General features: G+C 60.0%; 17 protein-coding genes. 5 read left to right on the forward strand and 12 right to left on the reverse strand.

The annotated features are described in order from the left end of the window. Positions 1-130: 130 nt before the first annotated feature. The gene (locus K1X80_RS24630) at positions 131-709 is read left to right on the forward strand and encodes a GspH/FimT family pseudopilin (protein ID WP_057444403.1); all 579 of its coding nucleotides are present in this window, start codon (positions 131-133) and stop codon (positions 707-709) included. Here the strand turns inward: K1X80_RS24630 and ispH are convergent. From ispH to murJ, 6 genes are all read right to left on the reverse strand, one after another. Next, positions 663-1,610, reverse strand: coding sequence for a 4-hydroxy-3-methylbut-2-enyl diphosphate reductase (ispH, locus tag K1X80_RS24635; RefSeq protein ID WP_057441092.1), 948 nt, complete (start codon positions 1,608-1,610; stop codon positions 663-665). The genes K1X80_RS24630 and ispH overlap by 47 nt on opposite strands. A 111-nt stretch (positions 1,611-1,721) precedes the next feature. Next, positions 1,722-2,159: an FKBP-type peptidyl-prolyl cis-trans isomerase gene (gene fkpB, locus K1X80_RS24640; protein ID WP_169959852.1), complete on the reverse strand. Its 438-nt coding sequence runs from the start codon at positions 2,157-2,159 to the stop codon at positions 1,722-1,724. A gap of 7 nt (positions 2,160-2,166) precedes the next feature. Beyond that, a complete protein-coding gene (gene lspA / locus K1X80_RS24645) occupies positions 2,167-2,676 on the reverse strand; it encodes a signal peptidase II (protein ID WP_057958393.1) in 510 nt (169 codons plus the stop codon). Then, positions 2,669-5,500, reverse strand: a complete 2,832-nt coding sequence (ileS, locus tag K1X80_RS24650; RefSeq protein WP_057441098.1) for an isoleucine--tRNA ligase — start codon at positions 5,498-5,500, stop codon at positions 2,669-2,671. Before ileS ends, lspA begins: the two co-directional genes overlap by 8 nt. A gap of 13 nt (positions 5,501-5,513) precedes the next feature. Further along, positions 5,514-6,452, reverse strand: coding sequence for a bifunctional riboflavin kinase/FAD synthetase (gene ribF, locus K1X80_RS24655; protein WP_220172539.1), 939 nt, complete (start codon positions 6,450-6,452; stop codon positions 5,514-5,516). A 118-nt stretch (positions 6,453-6,570) separates the two neighbouring features. Continuing rightward, positions 6,571-8,109, reverse strand: a complete 1,539-nt coding sequence (gene murJ / locus K1X80_RS24660) for a murein biosynthesis integral membrane protein MurJ (protein WP_115129037.1) — start codon at positions 8,107-8,109, stop codon at positions 6,571-6,573. A 253-nt stretch (positions 8,110-8,362) separates the two neighbouring features. Here murJ and rpsT point away from each other — a divergent pair, with 253 nt between their 5' ends. Next, positions 8,363-8,641, forward strand: a complete 279-nt coding sequence (rpsT, locus tag K1X80_RS24665; protein WP_003215870.1) for a 30S ribosomal protein S20 — start codon at positions 8,363-8,365, stop codon at positions 8,639-8,641. 191 nt (positions 8,642-8,832) lie between these two features. Here the strand turns inward: rpsT and K1X80_RS24670 are convergent, their stop codons facing one another. The 5 genes from K1X80_RS24670 to rplU all read right to left on the reverse strand — a co-directional run bounded on the left by K1X80_RS24670 (position 8,833) and on the right by rplU (position 12,577). Then, positions 8,833-9,297 (reverse strand): CreA family protein, encoded by a 465-nt coding sequence (locus tag K1X80_RS24670; RefSeq protein ID WP_057441103.1) that lies wholly within the window; start codon positions 9,295-9,297, stop codon positions 8,833-8,835. A gap of 13 nt (positions 9,298-9,310) precedes the next feature. Further along, complete coding sequence (gene proB / locus K1X80_RS24675; RefSeq protein ID WP_057441105.1) at positions 9,311-10,429, reverse strand: glutamate 5-kinase; 1,119 nt, start codon at positions 10,427-10,429, stop codon at positions 9,311-9,313. 123 nt (positions 10,430-10,552) lie between these two features. Beyond that, a complete protein-coding gene (gene cgtA / locus K1X80_RS24680; RefSeq protein WP_057441108.1) occupies positions 10,553-11,776 on the reverse strand; it encodes an Obg family GTPase CgtA in 1,224 nt (407 codons plus the stop codon). A 194-nt stretch (positions 11,777-11,970) separates the two neighbouring features. Further along, complete coding sequence (rpmA, locus tag K1X80_RS24685; RefSeq protein WP_029292052.1) at positions 11,971-12,228, reverse strand: 50S ribosomal protein L27; 258 nt, start codon at positions 12,226-12,228, stop codon at positions 11,971-11,973. 34 nt (positions 12,229-12,262) lie between these two features. Next, positions 12,263-12,577 carry a 50S ribosomal protein L21 gene (rplU, locus tag K1X80_RS24690; RefSeq protein WP_003176051.1) on the reverse strand — a complete coding sequence of 105 codons (315 nt, stop codon included), beginning with the start codon at positions 12,575-12,577 and terminating at the stop codon, positions 12,263-12,265. A gap of 239 nt (positions 12,578-12,816) precedes the next feature. Between rplU and K1X80_RS24695 the strand changes: the two genes are divergently transcribed. The 3 genes from K1X80_RS24695 (at position 12,817) to K1X80_RS24705 (ending at position 14,753) form a co-directional block, all read left to right on the forward strand. Further along, complete coding sequence (locus tag K1X80_RS24695) at positions 12,817-13,785, forward strand: polyprenyl synthetase family protein (RefSeq protein WP_032861875.1); 969 nt, start codon at positions 12,817-12,819, stop codon at positions 13,783-13,785. A gap of 173 nt (positions 13,786-13,958) precedes the next feature. Beyond that, a complete protein-coding gene (locus tag K1X80_RS24700; RefSeq protein ID WP_115129038.1) occupies positions 13,959-14,300 on the forward strand; it encodes a zinc ribbon domain-containing protein YjdM in 342 nt (113 codons plus the stop codon). Positions 14,301-14,495: 195 nt separating this feature from the next. Then, positions 14,496-14,753, forward strand: coding sequence for a hypothetical protein (locus K1X80_RS24705; protein WP_038443494.1), 258 nt, complete (start codon positions 14,496-14,498; stop codon positions 14,751-14,753). 105 nt (positions 14,754-14,858) lie between these two features. Here the strand turns inward: K1X80_RS24705 and K1X80_RS24710 are convergent, their stop codons facing one another. Further along, on the reverse strand, positions 14,859-15,476 hold the full coding sequence (locus K1X80_RS24710; RefSeq protein ID WP_038443496.1) for an FKBP-type peptidyl-prolyl cis-trans isomerase: 618 nt from the start codon (positions 15,474-15,476) through the stop codon (positions 14,859-14,861). Positions 15,477-15,540 lie beyond the last annotated feature (64 nt).

The following is a 15,540-nucleotide window of genomic DNA, read 5'->3' on the forward strand; positions in this document are numbered from 1 at the left end:
TAGCGCCGCTGTTGCCGTCGCGCTGCCCCTCGGAATAAAGGGAAATACTTTGGACAGGAAGGCCATCACTGCCCCCCCACGCAGTGCCGCTATAACTAGTTCAGGCACACGGTCCACGGAGGGACGAGGTATGAAACAACGCGGTTTCACATTGATCGAATTGCTGCTCGGCTTGATCGTCAGCGGCATCCTGGCGCAATTGGCGGTACCCGGCTTCAAGAGCCTGCTGGACTCACAAACGCGACTGAGCGCCGCGCAGACACTGGCGTCTGGCTTGCGCTACGCCCGCACCCAGGCCATTGCGCGCAATCGAACGGTGATCATCCACGCGCTGGATGATGACTGGAGTCGGGGCTGGAGGGTGGTGGTGGACATGAATGGCCGCGGTCATCTGGACGACGACAACCCCGTACTGCTGGAACGCCAGGACAATGGGCGGATCCCCATTGTGGGCAATACCCCGGTGCGCACGCAGATTCGCTTCAGCGGTTTGGGCGAACCCCTGCTGTCTGCGGGTGGGTTTCGCGCCGGCACCGTGCATGTGTGCTCAACGGACCAGCCGCTGAGCCTGCATCAAGTGGTGCTGGCGCCCACCGGCCGCATCAGCCTGCGCAGCGACAAGGCCGAGCAGGCATTGTGCCGGGGCTACGATGATCTGGGGCTCAGAGCAGCGAACGAACCCGCAGCTCCTTGGGCATGGAGAAAGTGATGTTCTCTTCGCGCCCTGACAACTCGTCGGCACCTGTCGCGCCCCACGCCTGCAACTGCTGGATCACGCCACGTACCAGGACTTCCGGCGCCGAGGCGCCCGCAGTGATGCCAATGCGCTCGACACCGTCGAACCAACTGCGCTGCAGGTCTTCGGCACCGTCAATCAGGTACGCCGGGGTAGCCATGCGTTCGGCCAGTTCACGCAGACGATTGGAGTTGGAGCTGTTAGGGCTACCGACGACCAGCACCACGTCACACTCGTCGGCCAGTTGCTTGACGGCGTCCTGGCGGTTTTGCGTGGCATAGCAGATGTCGTCCTTGCGCGGCCCACCGATGGCAGGAAAACGGGTACGCAGGGCGTCGATGACCCGGCTGGTGTCATCCATCGACAAGGTGGTCTGGGTCACGAATGCCAACTTCTCAGGGTTATGCACTTGCAACTCGGCGACGTCTTTTTCGTCTTCCACCAGGTAGATCGCGCCGCCATTGCGGGCGTCGTACTGACCCATGGTGCCTTCGACTTCGGGGTGACCGGCGTGGCCGATCAGGATGCACTCACGGCCGTCGCGGCTATAGCGCGCCACTTCGATATGCACCTTGGTCACCAGCGGGCAGGTCGCATCGAAGACTTTCAGGCCACGGCCTGCGGCTTCGGTGCGCACTGCCTGGGAAACGCCATGGGCGCTGAAGATAACGATGACGTCGTCCGGCACCTGATCCAGTTCTTCGACAAAAATGGCGCCACGGGCGCGCAGGTCTTCGACCACGAACTTGTTATGGACCACTTCATGGCGCACGTAGATCGGCGGGCCGAAGACTTCCAGGGCGCGATTGACGATTTCGATCGCCCGGTCCACCCCGGCGCAGAAGCCACGGGGGTTGGCGAGTTTGATTTGCATGCTGGGCCTCGTGTCTTTGTGGGAGCTGGTCTGCCTGCGCTCGGTGCAACTGGTACACCGAGGCGTTGCTATCGCAGGCCAGCCAGCGCCTACAGGAACCGGTTTCGTCAGTTAGAGCGCTTTAACGTCGATGATTTCAACATCAAAGGTCAAGGTCTTGCCGGCCAACGGGTGATTGAAGTCGATGGTCACCTGAGTGTCATCGAAGGTTTTGACCACTCCGGGCAGTTCGGTATTCGCCGCATCGTTGAAGATCACCAGCAAGCCTTCCGACAGCTCCATGTCCTGGAACTGCGAACGCGGGATGATTTGTACGTTCTGCGGGTTGGGCTGGCCAAAGGCGTTTTCCGGCGGGATCTGCAGGTTGCGCTTGTCACCGGCCTTGAAGCCGAACAGCGCCGTCTCAAAACCCGGCAGCAGGTTGCCATCGCCGACCTTGAAGGTCGCCGGGGCTTTATCGAACGTGCTGTCGACCGTGTCGCCATTCTCCAGGCGCAGTGCGAAATGCAAGGTGACTTCCGTGTTCTGGCCAATGCGTTGTTCGGCCAATACTTGTTCAGTCATTTACGGCTTCTCCGGGCTTGTTGCCCTTGAACATATCCAGCGCCAGCATGATTGCGCCAACGCAGATGGCGCTGTCGGCAAAGTTGAACGCCGGGAAGTAATGGCGGTTCTGCCAATGCACCAGAATGAAGTCGATCACATGGCCCAAGGCGATGCGGTCGTACAGATTGCCCAGCGCACCGCCCAGCACCAGTGCCAAGGCGATAGCCAGCCAGGTGTCATTGCGGCCAAGGCGCTTGAGCCAGACCACCAGCACCGCACTGACCACCACAGCGATCAGGGCGAACAGCCAACGCTGCCAGCCACCACCGTCAGCGAGGAAGCTGAAAGCGGCACCGGTGTTATAGGCCAGGGTCCAGCTGAAGTAGTCAGGAATCACCACGATCTGCTGGAACATTTCCAGGGTGCCCTCGAAGTGAGCCTTGCTGACCTGGTCGATGACCAGGACCAGCAAGCTCAGTACGAGCCAACCCAGACGTCCGAAACGGCTGGATTTAGGCATAGTGGCGAACCTCACCGGCACCGCTGATGTTGTCGACGCAACGACCGCAGATTTCCGGATGCTCCGGGTTCACGCCAACGTCTTCACGGCAGTGCCAGCAACGGGCGCACTTGGCGAAGGCGGACTTGACGACCTTGAGCTTGAGGCCCGGGACTTCGGTCGCGACCGCATCAGCCGGGGCCTGGGCGAAGGGTGCCAGGCTAGCCGTGGAGGTAATCAGCACGAAGCGCAGTTCGTTGCTCAATTTGCCCAGGTCGGCGGTCAGGCCTTCCTCGGCAAACAGGGTGACTTCAGCCTGCAGGTTGCCACCGACGGCCTTGGCCGCACGCTGGACTTCCAGTTCCTTGTTCACCGCAACCTTGACGGCCATCACACCTTCCCAATACTCGCGGCCCAGTTCGAAGTCGGCCGGCAATTCGGTCAGGCCTTCGTACCAGGTGTTGAGCATTACGGACTCGTTACGCTCGCCCGGCAGGTATTCCCACAGCTCGTCGGCAGTGAAGGCCAGGATCGGCGCGATCCAGCGCACCAGCGCTTCGGAGATGTGGTACAGCGCGGTCTGCGCCGAGCGGCGGGCCTTGCTGTTGGCGCCGGTGGTGTACTGGCGGTCCTTGATGATGTCGAGGTAGAAACCACCCAGCTCCTGCACGCAGAAGTTGTGGATCTTCGAGTAGACGTTCCAGAAGCGGTATTCGCCGTAGTGCTCCTGCAACTCACGTTGCAGCAACAGGGTACGGTCCACAGCCCAACGGTCCAGGGCGAGCATTTCCTCGGCCGGCAGGATGTCGGTGGCCGGGTTGAAGCCGGTCAGGTTCGACAACATGAAGCGTGCGGTATTGCGGATACGGCGGTAGGCATCGGCGCTGCGTTGCAGGATCTGCTCCGAAACGGCCATTTCACCGGAATAGTCGGTGGAAGCCACCCACAGACGCATGATGTCGGCGCCCAGGGTGTCGTTGACCTTCTGCGGCGCAATCACGTTGCCCAGGGACTTGGACATCTTGCGACCGTTCTCGTCGACGGTGAACCCGTGGGTCAGCAGCTCGCGGTACGGGGCGTGATCGTCGATGGCGCAACCGGTCAGCAGGGACGAGTGGAACCAGCCACGGTGTTGGTCCGAGCCTTCCAGATACAGGTCGGCGCGCGGGCCGGTCTCGTGACCCATCAGGTGCGAGCCGCGCAGCACGTGCCAGTGGGTGGTACCCGAGTCGAACCACACGTCGAGGGTGTCGCTGATCTTGTCGTACAGCGGCGCTTCGTCACCAAGCAGCTCGGCAGCGTCCAGCTTGAACCAGGCTTCGATACCTTCCTGCTCCACACGCTGGGCCACCACTTCCATCAGTTCGACGGTGCGTGGGTGCAGTTCGCCGCTTTCCTTGTTCAGGAAGAACGGGATCGGCACGCCCCAGTTACGCTGGCGGGAGATGCACCAGTCGGGACGGTTGGCAATCATCGAGTGCAGGCGTGCCTGGCCCCAGGCCGGTACGAACTTGGTGTCTTCGATGGCTTTGATCGCACGCTTGCGCAGGGTTTCGCCGGCGACAGGCTCTTTGTCCATGCCGATGAACCACTGCGCGGTGGCGCGGTAGATCAGCGGGGTCTTGTGGCGCCAGCAGTGCATGTAACTGTGCTTGATGGTTTCGGTGTGCAGCAGCGCACCGACTTCCGACAGTTTGTCGATGATCGGCTGGTTGGCCTTGAAGATGAACTGGCCACCGAAGAACTCCAGCGACGGCACGTATACGCCATTGCTCTGCACCGGGTTGAGGATGTCATCGTTGACCATGCCATAGGCTTTGCAGGTCACGAAGTCGTCCACACCGTAGGCCGGCGCGGAGTGAACCACCCCAGTACCCGAGCCCAGTTCGACGTAGTCAGCCAGGTACACCGGCGACAGACGGTCGTAGAACGGGTGACGGAAGTTGATCAGCTCCAGCGCGGAGCCCGTGGTCGTGGCGATCACCGAGCCTTGCAACTCGTAGCGAGTCAGGCAGGCCTCGACCATTTCCTCGGCCAGCACCAGCAGGCGGTCACCGACGTCCACCAGGGCGTAGGTGAATTCCGGGTGCACGTTCAGCGCCTGGTTGGCCGGGATGGTCCACGGGGTGGTGGTCCAGATCACGATGGCGGCGGGCTTGGCCAGGCTTGCCAGGCCAAAGGCCTCGGCCAGCTTGGCGTCGTCGGCGATCGGGAACGCGACGTCGATGGTCGAGGACTTCTTGTCTTCGTACTCGACTTCCGCTTCGGCCAGGGCCGAGCCGCAGTCAAAGCACCAGTTCACGGGCTTGAGGCCCTTGAACACGAAGCCGCCCTTGACGATCTCGGCCAAGGCACGGATTTCCCCGGCCTCGTTCTTGAAGTTCATGGTCTTGTACGGGTTGTCCCAGTCACCCAGCACACCCAGGCGGATGAATTCGGACTTCTGCCCTTCGATCTGCTCGGTGGCGTAGGCGCGGCACAGCTCGCGGGTCTTGTCGGCGCCCAGGTTCTTGCCGTGGGTCACTTCGACTTTGTGTTCAATCGGCAGGCCATGGCAGTCCCAACCCGGGACATAAGGCGCGTCGAAGCCCGAAAGGGTTTTCGAGCGGATGATCATGTCCTTGAGAATCTTGTTCAGCGCATGACCGATGTGAATCGTGCCGTTGGCATAAGGAGGGCCGTCGTGCAGGACGAATTTCGGACGATCCTTGCCAATCTCGCGCAACTTTCCGTACAGGCCAATACTGTCCCAGCGCTGCAGGATCTGCGGTTCGCGCTGTGGCAGGCCGGCCTTCATTGGGAAGGCGGTGTCCGGAAGGTTTAGCGTGGCTTTATAGTCGGTCATTTAAGGCTCTTCATTAGCGATGGGCGCTAGGTGCGGCTAGTGCACGGGCGGCGGCGACATCCGCATTGATCGCCGTTTTCAGCGCCTCCAGGGAGGCGAATCGCTGCTCTTCACGCAGCTTTTGGTGGAAAACCACCGTCAAACGCCGGTCATACAAATCCCCGGCAAAATCCAAAAGGTGAACTTCCAGGTGGGCCTTGCCATCACCTGCAACCGTTGGCCTGACGCCTATATTGGCGACTCCGGGCCAGGGTTTACCGTCAATATCGACACTCACCAGGTACACCCCGGTCAGTGGCACGCGACGGCGCTTGAGTTGCACGTTGGCGGTTGGCGTGCCCAGTTGGCGCGCCAGCTTCTGGCCGTGCAGGACCCGCCCGGCAATCCGGAACGGGCGACCGAGCAAACGCTCGGCCAAGGCGAAGTCGGCAGCGGCCAAGGCATTTCGCACCTGGGTGCTGCTCATGCGCAGGCCGTCCAGTTCGACGGTTTGCGCGGCTTCGACGGTAAACCCCTGGGTCACGCCGGCCTGCTGCAGGAAATCGAAATCCCCTACCCGGTCGCAACCGAAGCGGAAGTCGTCGCCGACCTCCAGATGCTGCACGCCCAAGCCATCGACGAGGATACGGTCGACGAACTCGGTGGCGCTGAGACTGCGCAAACGCTGGTTGAAGGCCAGGCACAGAACCCGGTCCACGCCCTCTTCGGCCAGCAGTTGCAGTTTGTCCCGCAAGCGGGCCAAACGGGCTGGAGCCGTCTCGGGAGTGAAGAACTCACGGGGCTGCGGCTCGAAAATCACCACGCAGCTGGGCACGCCCAACTCGACTGCGCGCTCGCGCAGCCGCGCCAGGATCGCCTGGTGGCCACGGTGAACACCGTCAAAGTTGCCAATAGTGGCGACGCAGCCCCGATGCTCGGGGCGCAGGTTGTGGAGACCTCGAACCAGCTGCATAACGCGCTTCTTGCTCATAAAGTGGTCGATTATAACCACACCCGGCCCCGGACGACAGGCAACAGCACAGGCCAAATGATCCGAATCGAAAAAACAGCCGGCTTATTGTTGATTGCGATCAATTCAGCGCCTTGCGATTGAAATCCCGCAGGCGGAAGCCCAGCAGCAGCAACATGCCAAAGTAGGCGATCACCCCGGCCACCACCAGCAGGCCCAGGCGCAGGAATCGCTCAAGCATCTGCCCCTCGCCCCACGCCGGCATCCAGTGCATCAACCCCAGCAATACCGCTGACATCACCGCCACCGCTACCAGCAATTTGAGGGCGAACATGCCCCAGCCTGGCTGCGGCTGGTACATTTTTTGTTTGCGCAATTGATAGAACAACAGGCCGGCATTGATGCACGCCCCGGCACTGATCGCCAGGGCCAGGCCCGCGTGAGCCAGCGGCCCGATGAAGATCAGGTTGAACAGTTGGGTGACCACCAGGGTGAAAATCGCAATTTTCACCGGGGTCCGGATGTTTTGCTGGGCGTAAAAGCCCGGCGCGAGGACCTTGATCACGATAATCCCCAGCAACCCCACCGAATAGGCGACCAATGCACGCTGGGTCATCAAGGCGTCGAACGCGCTGAACTGGCCGTACTGGAACAGCGAAACGGTCAGCGGCTCGGCCAGGATCCCCAGGGCCAGGGAGCATGGCAGCACCAGCACAAAGCACAGGCGCAGGCCCCAATCGAGAATACGCGAGTATTCGTGGCGGTCCTTGCTGGCATAGGTGCGGGCCAGGGTCGGCAGCAAAATGGTACCCAGCGCCACGCCCAGCACACCGGAGGGCAATTCCATCAGGCGATCAGCGTAATACATCCACGACACGGAACCGGAGACCAGCAGCGAAGCGAATGCGGTGTTGATAATCAGGGAAATCTGGCTGACCGACACCCCGAGAATCGCCGGCAGCATGTTTTTCATCACCCGCCACACACCCGTGTCCTTGAGGTTCAGGCGCGGCAGCACAAGCATGCCAATCTTTTTCAGGTGAGGCAGTTGATACAACAGTTGCGCCAGGCCACCGGCCAGCACCGCCCAGCCGAGCGCCATCACCGGCGGATCGAAGTACGGCGTGAGGAACAGGGCAAAGATGATCATGCTGACATTAAGCAGGGTCGGCACAAACGCCGGCACCGAGAACCGGTTCCAGGTATTGAGGATCGCGCCCGCCAGGGAAGACAGGGAAATCAGCAATATATAAGGAAAGGTCACCCGCAACAGATCACTGGTCAGGGCGAATTTTTCCGGAGTGTTGGCAAACCCGGGCGCCGTGGCCCAGATAATCCAGGGCGCAGCGAGCATCCCGGCGACGGTCACCAGCATCAGCACCAGGGTCAGCAGGCCCGAGACATAGGCGATAAAGGTGCGGGTGGCCTCCTCGCCCTGCTGGGTCTTGTATTCCGCCAGGATCGGCACGAACGCCTGGGAAAACGCGCCCTCGGCGAAGATCCGCCGCAGCAGGTTGGGCAGTTTGAACGCGATAAAGAAGGCATCCGTGGCCATGCTCGCGCCAAAAATACGTGCGATGAGGGTGTCACGCACAAACCCCAGAACCCGGGAAATCATGGTGATCGAGCTGACGGCGGCCAACGACTTGAGCAGATTCATTGAAAGAGTTTTTGCCTATAGATAAAGAGCAGGCGAACAAAGCGCCTACTTATGCGATACTGCGCGCCTGCAACAGCACAGAGCCAAAGCTCGCGAGTTTACAGGTCAAGCGCCGGAAATAAATCACCCGCCTCTTCAGATCGACCACTCAGCAGTTCGCATCAGCCGCCCTTGACAAGACTTCAACTCATCGGCATGATTCGCGGCCTATTTTGTTTGCTATTTCCTAAAAAGTCTTTCGAGGAGCTCGACGGTGGCCAACACACCTTCCGCCAAAAAACGTGCAAAACAGGCTGAGAAGCGTCGCAGCCACAACGCCAGCCTGCGTTCCATGGTTCGTACCTACATCAAGAATGTAGTTAAGGCCATTGACGCAAAAGACGCTGAAAAAGCTCAAGCTGCTTACGTTCTGGCCGTGCCAGTTATCGACCGTATGGCCGATAAAGGCATCATCCACAAGAACAAAGCTGCTCGCCATAAAGGTCGTCTGAATGGCCACATCAAGGCTCTGAACCTTGCTGCTGCAGCCTAAGCGATAAGCTTGTTAAAAAACCGACCCCAGGGTCGGTTTTTTATTGCCTACGATTTATGCCGCCTCCCAAAAACAAATGTGGGAGCCGGCTTGCCTGCGACAGGTACATAACATCCAACATTGAAGTCGACTGTTAAACCGCTATCGCAGGCAAGCCAGCCCCCACATAAAGCAGAGCGGAGCTGCCAGGCTTATTGCGCGCCAGGCCACGGCAGGATCGGAATCGCCGTCACCGCATTCTGCGGGCTGCCTTCGATCAGACGGTCGCTGTAGACCAGGTACACCAGGGTATTGCGCTTCTTGTCGAGGAAACGCACCACCTGCATGGTCTTGAACACCAGCGAGGTGCGCTCCTTGAACACCTCATCACCATCCTTGAGCTCGCCCTTGAAGCGAATCGGCCCCACCTGACGACAGGCAATGGATGCCTCGGCGCGATCCTCGGCCAAGCCCAGACCACCCTTCACCCCACCCGTCTTGGCGCGAGACAGGTAGCAAGTCACGCCCTCTACCTTGGGATCATCAAAAGCCTCGACCACGATCCGATCATTGGGGCCGACAAACTTGAACACGGTCGACACCTGGCCAATCTCTTCGGCCGAAGCCAGCAGCGGCATCGCCATCAGCAGCCCCAGCAACCCCTTCATTACGCGCATCGCAATTTTCCCTTTAGACCAGAATCAGGTTATCGCGGTGAACCAGTTCCGGCTCAGCCATGTAACCCAACAGACCGACAATCGACTCAGACGACTGCCCAATGATTTTCTGCGCCTCAAGGGCACTGTAGTTGGCCAGCCCACGGGCAATCTCACGACCGTCCGGCGCGACACACACCACCATTTCACCGCGCCGGAAGCTACCCTGGACCAGCTTGACGCCTACCGGCAACAAGCTCTTGTTGCCCTGGGACAGCGCCGACACCGCACCCGCATCCAGCACCAGGGTGCCACGGGTCTGCAGATGGCCAGCCAGCCACTGCTTACGCGCCGCCAGCATGCCACGCTCGGGCGACAGCAATGTGCCGATGCGCTCGCCTGCCTTGAGGCGATCCAGCACGCGCTCCAGGCGCCCGCCGACGATGATGGTATGGGCACCCGAACGGGCCGCCAGGCGCGCCGCGCGCAGCTTGGTCTGCATGCCACCACGCCCCAACGCACCACCGACACTGCCCGCTACCGCATCGAGCGCCGGATCATCGGCCCGCGCTTCGTAAATCAGCTGAGCGTCAGGATTGTTGCGCGGATCGGCGTCAAACATGCCATCGCGATCCGTGAGGATCACCAGCAGGTCAGCCTCCACCAGGTTGGCCACCAGGGCCGCCAGGGTGTCGTTATCGCCAAAGCGGATTTCGTCGGTCACCACGGTGTCGTTCTCGTTGATCACCGGGATCACCTTGAGCTCGACCAGGGCACGCAAGGTGCTACGGGCATTGAGGTAGCGCTTGCGGTCGGACAGATCGTCATGGGTCAGCAGAATCTGCGCGGTATGGCGGCCGTGCTCGGCAAAACTGGATTCCCAGGCCTGCACCAACCCCATCTGACCAATCGCAGCAGCGGCCTGCAACTCATGCATCGCGCTGGGTCGCGCGGTCCAGCCAAGGCGGCTCATCCCGGCAGCAACCGCCCCGGACGACACCAGCACCAACTCGACACCTGCCTCATGCAAGGCCACCATCTGTTCAACCCAGACGCTCATGGCTGCGCGATCCAGCCCCTTGCCATCCGCCGTCAGCAGCGCACTCCCGATCTTTACGACCCAGCGTTGCGCACCCGTCACTTTGCTCCGCATCATCTTCAACCTTAGATTGAGGGCCACGCGACCCAGCGCCGCCCATAACGTTATTCGTGACTACCGATTTCCAGATACTAAAACGCCGCTCTATTGAGCGGCGCTTAAGTTTATCGCAACAGATCAGTCACGCACGTAAATGATTTCTGGACCATCTTCATCATCCACATCTTCCTCGTCCCAATCATCGTCACCGATGTCATGGACCGACTTGACGCCACTGCGACGCAGGGCACGCTGATCATCCAGCGCCTGCAACTGGGCACGCGCCTCGTCTTCGATACGCTGGTCGAGGTCAGCCAATTCAGCCTTGTAGGCTGGGTCGGCAGCCAGGCGATCAGCACGATCTTCCAGGTAGCGCATGATGTCGCGAGTCAAACGCTCAGTGCCTTCTTTGGCAATGGCGGAGATCACGTAGACCGGACCTTCCCACTGTAGGCGGTCAACGATTTCCTTGACCCGCTCTTCGTGCTCTTCCTCGAGGATCTGGTCGCACTTGTTCAGCACCAGCCAACGGTCACGCTCAGCCAGGGACGGACTGAACTTGGTCAATTCGTTGACGATCACTTCAGCCGCGTCCGGCGCACTGGTTTCATCCAGCGGCGCCATGTCGACGAGGTGCAGCAACAGACGGGTACGGGACAAGTGCTTGAGGAAGCGAATCCCCAGACCCGCACCATCGGAAGCACCTTCGATCAGGCCCGGAATATCCGCGATCACGAAGCTCTTCCAGCGATCGACGCTGACCACACCCAGGTTTGGCACCAGAGTGGTGAACGGGTAGTCCGCAACTTTCGGCTTAGCGGCCGACACCGAGCGAATGAAGGTACTTTTGCCCGCGTTTGGCAGACCCAGCAGGCCCACATCCGCCAGCACTTTCATTTCCAGCTTCAGGTCACGCTGCTCGCCCGGCTTGCCCGGCGTGGTCTGGCGCGGCGCACGGTTGGTACTGGACTTGAATCGGGTGTTACCCAGACCGTGCCAGCCACCCTGCACAACCATCAGTTTCTGGCCGGCCTTGGTCAGGTCGCCAATCACTTCCTGGGTGGCAGAGTCGATGATCGTGGTGCCGACCGGCACACGCAGCACCAGATCCTCACCCTTTTTACCGGTGCAGTCAGTGCTGCCGCCGTTGGAGCCGCGCTCGGCATCGAAGTGCCGGGTGTAACGGTAGTCCACCAGGGTATTGAGGTTTTCGTCGGCCATCATGTAGATGGAACCGCCATCACCACCGTCGCCGCCGTTCGGGCCACCGTTTTCGATGAACTTTTCGCGACGGAAACTCATGCAACCATTGCCGCCGTCGCCAGCTTTTACTCGGATCGAAACTTCATCAACGAACTTCATAACAAAACGCCTCTCGCCGCACGGACGAGCTTAAGAAACCAAGACATAAGACTCTTGCAAAAATGAGCGCAGCAACCTCAATCAGCGACCGCAAATCCCGCTGCCTTCGCCCACCACAAACAGCTTTGCAAGAGACTCACCCCACAAACGAAAAAGCCCCGTCGCAAGACAGGGCTTTTCCAGCGAGCTCGCAATTAAGCCGAGACAACGCTCACGTAACGGCGGTTGAACGCGCCTTTTACTTCAAACTTGATCACGCCTTCGATTTTCGCGAAGAGGGTGTGATCTTTACCCATGCCTACACCGTAACCGGCGTGGAATTGGGTGCCGCGCTGACGCACGATGATGTTGCCCGGAATGATTTTCTGGCCGCCATACATCTTAACGCCAAGGCGTTTGGCTTCTGAGTCGCGACCGTTACGGGTACTACCACCAGCTTTTTTGTGTGCCATGAGTCAATTCTCCTAGTGAGGAATTAGGCTGAAATTAAGCCTGAATACCGGTGATTTTGATCTCGGTGTACCACTGGCGGTGGCCCATACGCTTCATGTGGTGCTTACGACGACGGAACTTGATGATGCGGACTTTATCGTGACGACCTTGGGAGATCACTTCAGCCACAACGGTAGCGCCAGCAACAACTGGAGCGCCGATGTTCACGTCATCGCCATTGGCGACCAACAGAACGCGATCAAAAGTAACGGATTCGCCGGTAGCGATTTCCAGTTTTTCGATCTTCAGGTATTCACCTGGGGCGACCTTGTATTGCTTGCCACCAGTAACAATTACTGCGTACGACATGGTATTTCTCCGATAATCCTGCTCACCCAGCGCTTTATAAGAAGAGGTATTGGCTGGCATGGCTGCATGGGATGGACGTCCCGAATGCAATTGCGTAAGGCAGGTGCTGCCCAGGAAGTTCAGGGTGCGCGATTGTACGCAAGCTGTGGAAGGCTTGCAAGTAGCCGTCTATCGCGCCTTGACACCCAGGGGCGCGGGTCCTAGCATGCCGCGCAACCCTTCTGGAGCGACAGTCGCTGATGCAACCCCAAGCTTTCTACCGCGCGGTGGCGGACGATTTTAGCGCCGTCGACGGCATCATCAAGAAGCAGCTGACTTCTAAAGTGCCGCTGGTCTCCAAAATTGGCGACTACATTACTTCGGCCGGCGGTAAACGCCTGCGTCCTTTATTAGTGCTGCTGTGTGGCAAGGCCCTGGGCCGCGAAGGCGATGACCTGCGCCTGCTGGCCGCCACTATCGAGTTCCTGCACACCGCCACTCTGCTGCACGACGACGTGGTCGATATGTCTGGCATGCGCCGGGGTCGCGAGACCGCCAATGCCATGTGGGGCAACGCGCCCAGCGTGCTGGTGGGTGATTTCCTGTATTCGCGTTCGTTCGAAATGATGGTCGAACTGGGCTCGATGCCGGTGATGAAGATCCTGTCCCAGGCCACGCGCATCATCGCCGAAGGCGAAGTGCTGCAACTGTCCAAGGTACGCGACGCCAGCACCACCGAAGAAACCTACATGGAAGTGATTCGCGGCAAGACCGCGATGCTCTTCGAAGCTTCGACCCACAGCGCCGCTGCCCTGTGCGAGGCGACCGCCGAACAGGCCGAAGCCCTGCGCACCTTTGGCGATCACCTGGGCGTGGCCTTCCAGTTGGTGGATGACCTGCTCGATTATCGCGGCGACGCAGAAACCCTGGGCAAGAACGTCGGTGACGACCTGGCCGAAGGCAAGCCGACCCTGCCGCTGATCTACACCATGCGCGAAGGCACCCCGGAACAAGCGGCACTGGTGCGCAAGGCGATCCAGAAAGGCGGCATCGAAGACCTGGAAAGCATCCGCGCCGCCGTGGAAGCCTCGGGCTCGCTCGACTACACCGCACAACTGGCCCGTGACTACGTGGCCCGCGCCATCAAATGCCTGGAAGCCCTTCCAGCCAGCGAATACCGGGATGCCCTGGTGGAGTTGAGTGAGTTTGCGGTAGCCCGTACTCACTAACGCTCTGTGGAAGCAGGCTTGCCTGCGATAGCATCACCTCGCTACAGCTGATAGACCGAGGTGCCTGCATCGCAGGCAAGCCAGCTTCCACATTTAGACCGCATCGCCCCTCCCCCCGACAAAACCCTATATAATGTGCGACTTTTAGCCATCCTGACTTTCAAGGAGCTTTAGTGAGCACGTTGCCACCCTGCCCAAAATGCAATTCCGAATACACCTACGAAGACGGCGCCCAGCTGATCTGCCCGGAATGCGCCCATGAGTGGTCCGCCGGTGGTGAAGCCGAAACAACCAGCGATGAAACCGTAAAAAAAGACTCTGTTGGTAACGTCCTGCAAGACGGCGACACCATCACCGTGATCAAGGACCTCAAGGTCAAGGGCACCTCGCTGGTGGTCAAGGTCGGCACCAAGGTCAAGAACATCCGCCTGTGCGATGGCGACCACGATATCGACTGCAAGATCGACGGTATCGGCCCGATGAAGCTCAAGTCCGAGTTCGTCCGCAAGGTCTGACCGGCCTGCCCCCCATCCCGCGCCTGACGCGGGATGGCGTTTCACCCTCCCCCCATGACCTCCCCAGTAGCAAAAGGCCAGCCCTGCTGACCTTGCACAATGCCCACTCCGAAAAACCAGGAAATTGCCAATAGGCACTTGCTATTCTACGAATAAGAATTATTCTCATTGAAACCTTTCAAGGAGATGCGACCCATGACTTATTTGATTGATGCCTGGCTGGACCGTCCGCACCCTTACCTGCGGATCCTTCATCGGGAAACCGGCGAAGTGTGTGCGGTGCTGGAAGAAGAAGCGCTGAATGAACTGCAGGACCAGGGCGACCTGGACGTCAACGGCCTGAGTTCCAGTGAGCCTGGAGTGCTGAAGGAGGTGGTGAGGAATCTGTTTCTGTTCTGCTATGCCAGAGCGTTGCGCCCGGTGACGGAGCTCAATGGCAAGTTTCACCCATGAGCCACCACCCGCTTTATGTGTGAACTGGCTTGCTCGCGATGCAGGCAAGCCAGCCCCCACACAAGCCCGGCCCTATAGAGAGCCAGGCGTAACCTGCAGCGGGTCTTACAGAACGTCGAGCAGCTCGACGTCAAATACCAGAACGCTGTGCGGCGGGATGCTGCCAACGCCTTGTGCGCCGTAAGCCAGTTCGCTCGGCACGTACAGGCGCCATTTGCTGCCGGCATTCATCAGTTGCAGGGCTTCGGTCCAGCCAGCGATCACGCCGCCGACCGGGAATTCTGCCGGCTGGCCACGCTCGTAGGAGCTGTCGAACACAGTGCCGTCGATCAGGGTGCCATGGTAGTGGGTACGCACCTGGTCTTCACGGGTCGGCTTGGCGCCGTCGCCAGCGGTCAGCACTTCAAATTGCAGGCCGGAAGCCAGGGTGGTGATGCCGTCACGCTTGGCGTTTTCAGCCAGGAAAGCCAGGCCAGCACCCGCGGCCGCTTCAGCCTTGGCGGCTGCTTCGGCTTGCATGATGTCGCGGATCACTTTGAAGCTGGCAGCCATTTGTTCCTGGTCAACACGGCTTGGCTTGCCGCCGAACGCGTCGGTCAGACCGGCCAGGATCGCGTCCAGGCTGACGCCCGGTGGCGGGTTGTCGCGCAGTTGGTCACCTAACTGACGGCCAATGCCGTAGCTGACGCGGGTTTCGTCGGTGGACAGATTGACTTCGGACATGGAAAGGCTCCGCTGTAGGACAAACCCAAGATCCTGCAAAAGCGCAGTTTCTTGCGTGTCATCC

The organism is Pseudomonas sp. So3.2b (assembly GCF_019464415.1).
GTDB classification, from domain to species: Bacteria; Pseudomonadota; Gammaproteobacteria; order Pseudomonadales; family Pseudomonadaceae; genus Aquipseudomonas; species Aquipseudomonas shahriarae.

Coding starts and splice junctions, on each gene's coding strand:
- K1X80_RS24630 (WP_057444403.1), top strand. CDS start 131: ATGAAACAACGCGGTTTCACATTGATCGAATTGCTGCTCGGCTTGATC.
- ispH (WP_057441092.1), bottom strand. CDS start 1,610: ATGCAAATCAAACTCGCCAACCCCCGTGGCTTCTGCGCCGGGGTGGAC.
- lspA (WP_057958393.1), bottom strand. CDS start 2,676: ATGCCTAAATCCAGCCGTTTCGGACGTCTGGGTTGGCTCGTACTGAGC.
- ileS (WP_057441098.1), bottom strand. CDS start 5,500: ATGACCGACTATAAAGCCACGCTAAACCTTCCGGACACCGCCTTCCCA.
- ribF (WP_220172539.1), bottom strand. CDS start 6,452: ATGCAGCTGGTTCGAGGTCTCCACAACCTGCGCCCCGAGCATCGGGGC.
- murJ (WP_115129037.1), bottom strand. CDS start 8,109: ATGAATCTGCTCAAGTCGTTGGCCGCCGTCAGCTCGATCACCATGATT.
- K1X80_RS24670 (WP_057441103.1), bottom strand. CDS start 9,297: ATGCGCGTAATGAAGGGGTTGCTGGGGCTGCTGATGGCGATGCCGCTG.
- proB (WP_057441105.1), bottom strand. CDS start 10,429: ATGCGGAGCAAAGTGACGGGTGCGCAACGCTGGGTCGTAAAGATCGGG.
- cgtA (WP_057441108.1), bottom strand. CDS start 11,776: ATGAAGTTCGTTGATGAAGTTTCGATCCGAGTAAAAGCTGGCGACGGC.
- rpmA (WP_029292052.1), bottom strand. CDS start 12,228: ATGGCACACAAAAAAGCTGGTGGTAGTACCCGTAACGGTCGCGACTCA.
- rplU (WP_003176051.1), bottom strand. CDS start 12,577: ATGTCGTACGCAGTAATTGTTACTGGTGGCAAGCAATACAAGGTCGCC.
- K1X80_RS24695 (WP_032861875.1), top strand. CDS start 12,817: ATGCAACCCCAAGCTTTCTACCGCGCGGTGGCGGACGATTTTAGCGCC.
- K1X80_RS24705 (WP_038443494.1), top strand. CDS start 14,496: ATGACTTATTTGATTGATGCCTGGCTGGACCGTCCGCACCCTTACCTG.
- K1X80_RS24710 (WP_038443496.1), bottom strand. CDS start 15,476: ATGTCCGAAGTCAATCTGTCCACCGACGAAACCCGCGTCAGCTACGGC.